Here is a 972-nt window from a genome sequence, read left to right as displayed (position 1 = left end):
AGCGTCGTGATCGATCGCAGTGGGTTGGCGGGGTTTCTTCGCAATCGGCGTGAGGCACTGCAACCCGAAGACGTCGGTCTGCCTCGCGGACAGCGGCGCCGGACCAGTGGGTTGCGGCGCGAGGAGGTCGCGTCGCTGTGCAACATGTCGAGCGACTACTACTCCCGGCTGGAACGCGAACGTGGACCGCAGCCGTCGCAGCAGATGCTCGCCTCGATCGCGCAAGGGCTTCACCTGTCGATCGACGAACGCGATCATCTGTTCCGCCTCGCCGGGCACAACCCACCACCCAGGGGCACGTCGAGTGATCACATCAATCCTGGCCTGCTACGCATCCTCGATCGACTGATCGATACCCCCGCCGAGATCGTCACGGAGATCGGCGAGACTCTGCGCCAGACTCCGATGGGGGTTGCACTCACAGGCGACACGACCCAGTTCACCGGGCCCGCTCGCAGTTCCTGCTATCGGTGGTTCACCGACCCGACAGCCCGAAACCTATACGCACCTGAGGAACACGCATTTCTGACCCGAATGTATGCCTCCGGTCTTCGCGAGTTCGCTACCCTCCGCGGCCCTGACTCCAAAGCGGCGCACTTGACGAGTCTCCTCTTGGAATGCAGCGATGAGTTCCGGCGTGCGTGGGACAACCACGAGATCGGGATACGACCGCACGATGTCAAGCACTTGATCCACCCCGAAGTCGGTGCGCTGGAGCTCAACTGCCAACGTCTCATCGATCCGGGCTGCGCCCACTCGCTGATGGTCTACACGGCGACCCCGGGCAGCGAGAGCTATGAGAGGCTCCAGGTCCTCGCCGTCATCGGTACGCAATCGCTTAGGTCCGGGGGTGCATAGGGCTCCATTCTTCGGCGATATTTACGGGATCCCGTAAATATCGGCAAAGAATGGAGCGAAATTCACGGGCGCGTCAACTACGTGGCACCGGTCGGCGTCTCAGGACCACCAGCG

At 62.6% G+C, this 972-nt stretch carries 1 protein-coding gene; it reads left to right on the top strand.

The genetic code is table 11. The features are described from left to right. Positions 1-6 precede the first annotated feature (6 nt). Complete coding sequence (locus tag A2J03_RS09080) at positions 7-858, top strand: helix-turn-helix transcriptional regulator (protein ID WP_068372440.1); 852 nt, start codon at positions 7-9, stop codon at positions 856-858. Positions 859-972: the final 114 nt, after the last annotated feature.

The sequence above is a fragment of the Rhodococcus sp. EPR-157 genome (assembly GCF_001647195.1).
Classification (GTDB): domain Bacteria; phylum Actinomycetota; class Actinomycetes; order Mycobacteriales; family Mycobacteriaceae; genus Rhodococcoides.
The sequence above is the reverse complement of the archived record's forward strand: the minus strand, read 5'-3'. Positions and strand labels throughout refer to the sequence as shown.